Raw genomic sequence first — 7,371 nt, 5'->3', positions numbered from 1 at the left:
AGCACCGTACCCGGAGGCAGGCGCCATTCGACAATGTCCTCCCGCAGGGCCGAATAAGCCCGGTCACTGGCACGCATGCAGTGCAGTGTATACATGGATCGTGGATATGGCCACAACAGTCGCAATAAAGCCTCACTTTGTATACATTGCCCAGAGACCCCTCAGCAGGAAAACACCCAGACCCACGAAAGGCAGTTCAATGTCGGATACCAGCAGTGAGGAAACCGCGCCGTACGGCAGCGGCGCCCCGTCCCCGGCCGCGCCGGCCAAGAAGGTGCGGACCCATCATCTGCGCCAGATGAAGGAGTGCGGCGAGAGGTTCACCGTGCTGACTTCGTACGACATGTACACCGCCCGGGTTTTCGACGAGGCCGGCATTGACGCCATCCTGGTCGGCGACTCGGCGGCCAACAACGTCTTCGGCTACCCGACGTCCCTGCCGGTGACGGTCGAGGAACTGATCCCGCTGGCCCGCGCGGTCGCCGGGAGCGCCAGGCGCGCGCTGGTCCTTGCCGACCTGCCGTTCGGTTCCTACCAGGCCTCGCCCGAGCAGGCCTACCTCACCGCGGCCCGCTTCATGAAGGAGGCACAGGTCGCCGCGGTCAAGCTCGAGGGCGGGGCCGAGATGGCGCCCCAGATCAAGCGGCTCGCCCGGGGAGGAATCCCCGTCTGCGCCCACATCGGGTTCACCCCGCAGTACGAGCACGTCCTGGGCGGCTACCGCGTCCAGGGCCGCGACGACGCGGCCGGGCGCCTGCTCGCCGACGCCCGCGCCGTCCAGGATGCCGGCGCCTTCGCGGTCGTTCTCGAGATGGTCCCCGGGGAGGTGGCCGCAGAGGTCACCAGGGAACTGCAGATCCCGACCATCGGCATCGGCGCCGGCAACCATACCAACGGGCAGGTGCTGGTCTGGCAGGACGCCTTCGGCCTCAACACCGGCCGGCTGCCCCGGTTCGTCAAGCAGTACGCCGACCTCCACGGCATACTCCTGGACGCCGCCCGCTCCTACGCCGCCGACGTCAAGGACGGCTCCTTCCCCGGCCCCGAACATGCCTTCTGAGCCGCCTCCCACGGGCGCATCACCAACCGCGGCCTGCCCTGAAAGCCCCTCACGAATGGTTTTGCACAGCCGATAACCGTGACTATGTCCGAATCGATCTTGCACGCATGACGGGCATTGGGTACCCGTCCGCGCTTGTCGTGCGGTCCCTGGCTTAGGGGACAGAGTCAGCGGATCACCGAACGTCCGATCAACAGGAGGCCTGTTGTTTCAAGGAGAGAGGTCAGTTCGAATGCCGTCGAGGACAGGACCCACGGGCACCAGGTGCTGCAGGACTGGCCTGATCTGTCCGGTGCCCGAGATCGGGGGTCTGCGTCCGAATGTGTCAGGTCCCATCCCGGAAGATGCGGCACTCGTCGGTGAAGAGCATTCTGCGTTCCCCGGTCCGCAGTTCCCGGATCCAGACTATGTTCAGCTGCGGCATGGTGTCCTCGATGTATCCGCTGTAGCGAATGTGTCCATTCCCGTGGACCTCGACGTGGTCGCCGGGTCCGAGGGCGGCGGCGTCGAGGGCGCTGCCGGTGTTGTTGGTCATGGCGCCATTTCCTTTCTCCGGGTTGCCGGTCGTGCGGGGAACGGTCACACGCCGCCGCGGGACCCGTCGGAGACACTGGCCATCCGGGACAGAGGTAGCCGGGGAGGCTCCGGGCGGCCTATGCGGTCCTGAGGGCCGGGCAGGTGGCCATGGCCGTGGTCCTGCCCCGGTCAGAGCTCACACGGGAAGTGTCGCGGTGAAGGGCTGGCCTGCGGGACAGCGGGGAGGTCTCGGGGGAGCCGGGCCTTCCTTTGAAACAGTGTTTGGGTTAGCGCCGGATCCGGACCTTGCAGGGGGATGGGGTCCGGATCCGGCGCCGGCCGGTAGTAACCGGCGCAACGGACGCCCGGGGAGCACCGGCAGCCGGCAATGCCGGTGCTCCCCTTGGGGAGAAGCGTCCGTCTCCGGCGGCGCCGTTTCATGGGCCGCCAGGTCTTGGTGGGGTGCGGCGTGTGGCAGCACGGGTATTTCTTATGGGATTCCGAGGTCGTCGCGTTCATAGGTCATACCGAAGGGCACCTCCGGGCTAACGGCTACGGTAAATGTGTCCGGCCGGTGGCGGGTGACGAGGATGCCGTGGCGTTTGTCTGCCATCGCCGCGCGGCGCGCCTCTTCGGCGGCGCTTTCCAGCTGTCTTTGGACCCCCTGCCAACCGGTTCCGGCGGCAGGACGGATGATGATTTCTTGACGGTGGTGTGCCATGGGAGGTGGTCCTTTCAAGGGAAGACCCGGGGGAGGCGCCCACAAGGGCGGACTAAAGACTGTTGCAGTCGTTCGTTCGCCGTTTCATCGACGGCTCGGAGGAATCCGTATCGGCGATGGGACTGCGGCGGGTAGGGAACGACGCCGTGCTGGTTACGTCAATATGGGCGAACCTGACCTGTCCGGGGTACTTCGTCTCCAAGTCCAGCCCCCGCTGGTCCTGCATATCGGCCAGGAGAACCTTGGCACCTTCCTCAACGAAGAGCTCCAGGGTTCCAAGACCCATTCCGGTGGTCCCGCCGCTGATCCAAGCGACCTTTCCTTCCTAACGTCCGCTCATTTTCCATTCCTTTCCCTGGGGTTGCTGGGCATGTAGCGCCGGGCCGGTCACGGGAGTCCGGCGCGTAGCGGTGCCGTGGGGTCTTCGCGGGGCATCCGGTAGAGCCAGCCCGGCACGATCTGCATGAGCTCCTGGGCAAATTCGCGCGGACTTTCCTGTGCCCCCGTCCGGAGCCAGTACCGGATGCCGCTCACAAGCATCCCGGCAACGGACTCCGTGACGAGGTCGATCCGTGACTCTGTCCACTCCGGTTTTTCGAGACGCACGCCGGGTTGCTGGTGCTCGGCAAACTTTTCGATGATCCTGCCCGCAGCTCCGGGAAACCCACCGGCGACTAGCAGATGCGTATAGAAGTTTTGGTGCTCCAAGATCCGGTCGAGCAGCAGTTCCAGGGCCCACTCGCCAACCGCCCGCCCGTCTACGCCCTCCTTCCGACGCGCTTCCAAATCGAGGGCCCCGATGTCGGCCAGCAGGTCGTCGAGGACAAAAAACGCCAGCTCGTCGACGTTCGCGAAGTGCTCGTAAAAGCCGCTGCGGCTGAGGCCCGCTTCGCGGGCAAGGCCGGAGGCGGACACGGTCTGCAGGCCCTCATCCCGGGCAGCGGCCAGGAGAGCAGCCGCCAGCTTCCGGCGGGTGGCAAGGGACCGCGGATCCAGCGTATCCGCCCTCCCGCTCCGGGTGCGTTGGCGTCCCTGCAATGTCGTCATGTGACCACCATAACACTTACTGCACAGCTGTGTTGTAAATACGGTGAATCCGACATATCCGGCATCTCACCGAGAACCGTCTCAGGGTCCTCGGCAGGGATCACCTCGACGCGCTCTACCAGCACCGTGTGAATCCGGAAGTGCCGATCGACGACGTGGCGGGACCGTCAGGGAACTGATCGAGGAGGGAAGGGGCCGTTTCTTACGAGAGGGCGGCCCGGAGACCATCCGCCGGTCTCATGCCGTGCAGCCCGTCCGGGTACTGCACACCGAATACTCGGCCTTCGGACGGGACTGCGGATACGCCGTCCTGGCCACCGTCCGCGAGCTCGGCAAAGATTTCGTGCCGTATTCACTCCTGCACGGCGACCGCTCCAGCCTTAGCCGATGACCCGCCCATAAGGCAACGGTCCGGCGATACGTCAATGCGGTACGCTGTGCTGCCACAGGATCCACCCGAGGTTCTATAAGTGTGAAGTGATCGCCCCACTCCCGGCGCCATTGCGCCGGTTCCTGACATGGGACGAGGGCTCCCTGGCCAGACGCCGCGAATTACTCCGGAAACCAAGATGGACACCTATTTCAGCTTCGATTGATCACTGCCTGCGGCTGTCAGGGATGGCCGGGCCTGAGTTCGGCGAAAAGACCTTCGACGTCGACGCAGAGAGCGTCGGCATGTCGCAGCTCGACCGTGAGAAAGCGTTTGCGTCCCTCTTCCTTGACGAACCGCGACGTGAAGTCCAGATCGACGCCGATCGGACTAATGCTGCGGTAGTCCACATGCAGGTACGCGGTGCGGGGCAGCTTGCCCGTCCCCGCAAGTTGTCCGAGCACCTCGTCGAACACAAGGTACTAGCGAGCCCGACTTAACCTATGGGGCGTCTCGCATCCATGCAGCCGCCATGCTGAAGCACAGCGGTCCTCATTCGGACGATCATCAGCACGCCGACCAGGCCGACCCGTGCGCCGATCTATCCGGTGAGACTGATGGCCAAAGTCATTCCATTTAGCAGGACGGGCAGCACGTGCAACTCCTGGTCGTCCACAGGTCGCACAAAGTCTAGGGAAAACAGTCGCCCGTGCGTCTAATTCAAAGGTGGACCATCACGCATTATGGGTAGGAGACGCCGATACCGCGACTATTCCCACGCGGATTCAGTGTCCTGACCGGCTTCAGAGACGAGTTGGGTTCACCAGGGTCTGCGTAAAACAGAGCTTATCTGAGATCGGCGCTGTGCCCAGCTCGATCTCGGCGATTAAAGCTTGAGCCTAGCGACCAAGTTTTGCTTCGCCGCCGAAGACGTGCCTGTGGCACCGCTCTGGTTCGTTTGATCCTGTCGCCTCCAACCCAGCGTACAGCGAGACACCGGCTGTCTAACCGGCGCAAGGCACCCCACCAGAGCCCGGTTCCGTAGGCGAGGTCGTCCAAGCGGCGGCAGATCAGCGCGGTGAGCGGTCCGACGCCCGACCGTTCACGGAGGAACAGCACCAGATCAACGGCGACGGCAGTTACCAGGGTCCGGCGGATCGACCGGCTGACGAACGCTCCTACCGCGGCAGCCGGCCACCAGTGCCGAAGCAGCAGGCTGCTCTCCTGGCGCACGGCCCAGCCCAGGCCGCGGACTGCCAATTGGATGGCAATGATGGTCGTTCCGTTATCGGCGGGCAGGCGTGTGCGGAGGGACCGGGCGGTCGCAGCCACGACGGCTGCGGCGACCGGTACCGACCACCATCTGCGTTGGAGAAGCGCCGCAGCGCCGACAGCCATGGGAACCGATAGGACCGCTGGAGCGACCTTATCGCCGTGCCGGGCGGCGAGGGAGGCCCCGCCTGTGCCGTATAGGACCTTGCGGCCAAGCCAGGCCTGTGCGCTCGGCCGGATGTCGTGGCACACCTCGACTGTCGGGTCGTACCGCACGACGTGGCCGGCATCGACGAGCCGCCAGACGAAATCGACGTCCTCGGCCACCCGCCATGTGTCCTGGAAGCCGCCGCGCAGCAGTGCTGTGCGGCCAACCAGGCACGCCGAGGGCAACCAGCCGAGTTCAGCTCCGGGGCGGACCGGACCCCCGGCCCTGCCCAAGTCGAGGGAGGACGCCGCTGCATCGTACCGCTCGAACCAGCGCGGTCGATCCGTCCGTGCCACGCCGACGACGCGGGGCCCGACCAGCGCAAGCTGCGGATCCGCGCAGTGGCGGGCCAGGTCGAGCAGGGCGCCGGCGCCGGCCTCGACATCGGAGTCGACAAACGCCACCAGCGGAGTGTCCACCTGGGCGAGGCCGGCGTTGCGGGCTCCGGCAGGACCAAGATTTCTGGAAAGTGAAACCAGACGCGCGCCATGCTGTCTTACCACCCGCGAGACGGCTATGGCATCCTCCGAGGCATCGTCGACGACGATGACCTGCAGCGGTGCGAGGGCGGCCAGGCAGCGATCCAGCTGTTCGACCCGGTCCCTGACTGGGATAATCACCGTGAGGTCCGCCAAGGACACCTCGACGCGGTCGAGCACGGGCTCGGCGAGATTGCCGTCGAGGAGGCGACGGGCTAGAGATGCGGTGGCCGGGCCGTCCACGGCCAGTCCGCCGTCGGCGAGCAGGGTGCGTGCTCGCGAACTGAGCCGTACGGTCCGGATAGGCGAGCCGCCGACAAGCAGCCGTCCACGGTCGGCGACAATGAGGTTGTCACGGAGGCGGATCTCGAAGCCGTTTGGCAGCGCCTGACGTCCGGAGAGATTGGAGACGCTCATGCTGAGAATCCTCCGTCGACATGCACGATCGAGCCGTTGAGGGCCGCGGCCTCGCGGCTGCAGCAAAAGGCGATGGTCGCGGCTATGTCGTCCGGGTCAAGGCGTCGTCTGAGCAGCTGGTGGTCGACGAACGCCTTGACGTCGGGCAGGTCGTAGAGTGTGCCGGTGGCAGCCAGCATCGGTGTCCGGGTCGAGCGCGGAGACACCGCGCAGGCGGTGACGCCGGTGCCGACGAGGTCAGCTGCGAGTCCGGCGGCGGGCGTCTCCCCCCAGCGGTTGTCCGCTGGCCATGACGGCAGCCGCGGCGACCACGGCATCGCGCCGTCCCCAGCAGTCGAGGCGGTCTGAACCGCTGTTGCGAGCCCGGCCCGGTCGTGGACGTCAGCGATGTGGCCGACGACGGCGCCGTCCGGGGCAGCGGCCACCAGCAGATCGAGGTCGGCCGTAGTAGCGAGCGGGTACGGCAGACCTGCTCGGTCGCCCTCGCAGCTGTCTACCGGGAGCACAGGGTGGCCGTCCGCGACCAGCCGGCGGACGGCCACGGCGCCGAGGTTCCGCGCCGCGCCTGTAACCAGTACGACGCGGGAGCTCATCGCGCAGCTACCGTTGCGACCGCCGCGATGACGTCGCCCACCATTGAGGCGAGCAGCGCTGCGCCTTCCTCAGCCGTCGCGCCGGCCGGGTCGCCGAGCACCCCGTTGGCCGAGACCGCCCTGATCCCACCCTTGATCATGAACGGGAGCAGCTCGGTAAGGGGGCCAGTGTTGCCGGCCTGAGCCCGCTCGAGCCGGACGTCCCCGGGGCGCAGGTGGAGCATGAGAGAAGTCTCGGTGCGTCCCGCGTGGAGGTCGACCTCTTCGGTAGCGCAGGCAACCCAGGAGACGTCGTGGCCCTCGCCGGCGAGCTGGCGGACCGCGCCCCGCAGCGCGGTGAGGTTGCCGCCGTGCGCGTTGACGAAGACCACCCGCCGGGCCCAGGTGCGCACCGACCGGGTGATCTCGACCAGCACCGTGCGCAGGGCGTCCGTGCCGATGGAGCAAGTGCCGGGAAAATCCTGGTGCTCACCACTGGAGCCGTAGGCCAGCGCCGGCGCCACCAGGACCCGTTCCCCTGCGGCGACCAGTGCCTTGGCAGCGGCGGACGCGACCGCGGTTGCGATGACTGTGTCGGTGTCGAGCGGCAGGTGCGGCCCGTGCTGTTCGATGGAGCCTACGGGCACCAGGACGGTAGCCCCTGCGGGGGTGTCGGGCCAGGTGGCCGAGGACAGCACGGTCATGGCGA

Annotated in this window: 8 protein-coding genes and 1 pseudogene; 1 reads left to right on the top strand and 8 read right to left on the bottom strand. The window is 66.5% G+C overall.

Going from position 1 to position 7,371, the window contains the following annotated elements; translation table 11 throughout:
• Positions 1-77, bottom strand: a pseudogene (locus tag HGG74_RS21770) (GntR family transcriptional regulator); the annotation flags it as partial.
• A gap of 122 nt (positions 78-199) precedes the next feature.
• Between HGG74_RS21770 and panB the strand changes: the two are divergent.
• Positions 200-1,060, top strand: coding sequence for a 3-methyl-2-oxobutanoate hydroxymethyltransferase (panB, locus tag HGG74_RS19040; protein ID WP_168488960.1), 861 nt, complete (start codon positions 200-202; stop codon positions 1,058-1,060).
• Positions 1,061-1,385: 325 nt separating this feature from the next.
• Here the strand turns inward: panB and HGG74_RS19035 are convergent, their stop codons facing one another.
• The 7 genes from HGG74_RS19035 to mftE all read right to left on the bottom strand — a co-directional run bounded on the left by HGG74_RS19035 (position 1,386) and on the right by mftE (position 7,366).
• A complete protein-coding gene (locus HGG74_RS19035) occupies positions 1,386-1,595 on the bottom strand; it encodes a hypothetical protein (RefSeq protein WP_168488959.1) in 210 nt (69 codons plus the stop codon).
• Positions 1,596-2,066: 471 nt separating this feature from the next.
• Entirely contained in the window at positions 2,067-2,297 is a 231-nt protein-coding gene (locus tag HGG74_RS19030; RefSeq protein ID WP_168488958.1) for a hypothetical protein, read from the bottom strand.
• A 387-nt stretch (positions 2,298-2,684) separates the two neighbouring features.
• A complete protein-coding gene (locus tag HGG74_RS19025; RefSeq protein ID WP_168488957.1) occupies positions 2,685-3,344 on the bottom strand; it encodes a TetR/AcrR family transcriptional regulator in 660 nt (219 codons plus the stop codon).
• 612 nt (positions 3,345-3,956) lie between these two features.
• Positions 3,957-4,190 (bottom strand): hypothetical protein, encoded by a 234-nt coding sequence (locus HGG74_RS19020; protein ID WP_168488956.1) that lies wholly within the window; start codon positions 4,188-4,190, stop codon positions 3,957-3,959.
• A gap of 370 nt (positions 4,191-4,560) precedes the next feature.
• Positions 4,561-6,090: a mycofactocin biosynthesis glycosyltransferase MftF gene (gene mftF, locus HGG74_RS19015; RefSeq protein ID WP_168488955.1), complete on the bottom strand. Its 1,530-nt coding sequence runs from the start codon at positions 6,088-6,090 to the stop codon at positions 4,561-4,563.
• Positions 6,087-6,683, bottom strand: coding sequence for an SDR family oxidoreductase (locus tag HGG74_RS19010; RefSeq protein ID WP_205762195.1), 597 nt, complete (start codon positions 6,681-6,683; stop codon positions 6,087-6,089). Before HGG74_RS19010 ends, mftF begins: the two co-directional genes overlap by 4 nt.
• Positions 6,680-7,366, bottom strand: coding sequence for a mycofactocin biosynthesis peptidyl-dipeptidase MftE (gene mftE / locus HGG74_RS19005; RefSeq protein ID WP_168488963.1), 687 nt, complete (start codon positions 7,364-7,366; stop codon positions 6,680-6,682). Before mftE ends, HGG74_RS19010 begins: the two co-directional genes overlap by 4 nt.
• Positions 7,367-7,371 lie beyond the last annotated feature (5 nt).

Origin of the sequence: Arthrobacter mobilis, from assembly GCF_012395835.1 — a bacterium.
GTDB lineage: Bacteria > Actinomycetota > Actinomycetes > Actinomycetales > Micrococcaceae > Crystallibacter > Crystallibacter mobilis.
The sequence above is the reverse complement of the archived record's forward strand: the minus strand, read 5'-3'. Positions and strand labels throughout refer to the sequence as shown.

Coding starts and splice junctions, on each gene's coding strand:
- panB (WP_168488960.1), top strand. CDS start 200: ATGTCGGATACCAGCAGTGAGGAAACCGCGCCGTACGGCAGCGGCGCC.
- HGG74_RS19035 (WP_168488959.1), bottom strand. CDS start 1,595: ATGACCAACAACACCGGCAGCGCCCTCGACGCCGCCGCCCTCGGACCC.
- HGG74_RS19030 (WP_168488958.1), bottom strand. CDS start 2,297: ATGGCACACCACCGTCAAGAAATCATCATCCGTCCTGCCGCCGGAACC.
- HGG74_RS19025 (WP_168488957.1), bottom strand. CDS start 3,344: ATGACGACATTGCAGGGACGCCAACGCACCCGGAGCGGGAGGGCGGAT.
- mftF (WP_168488955.1), bottom strand. CDS start 6,090: ATGAGCGTCTCCAATCTCTCCGGACGTCAGGCGCTGCCAAACGGCTTC.
- HGG74_RS19010 (WP_205762195.1), bottom strand. CDS start 6,683: ATGAGCTCCCGCGTCGTACTGGTTACAGGCGCGGCGCGGAACCTCGGC.
- mftE (WP_168488963.1), bottom strand. CDS start 7,366: ATGACCGTGCTGTCCTCGGCCACCTGGCCCGACACCCCCGCAGGGGCT.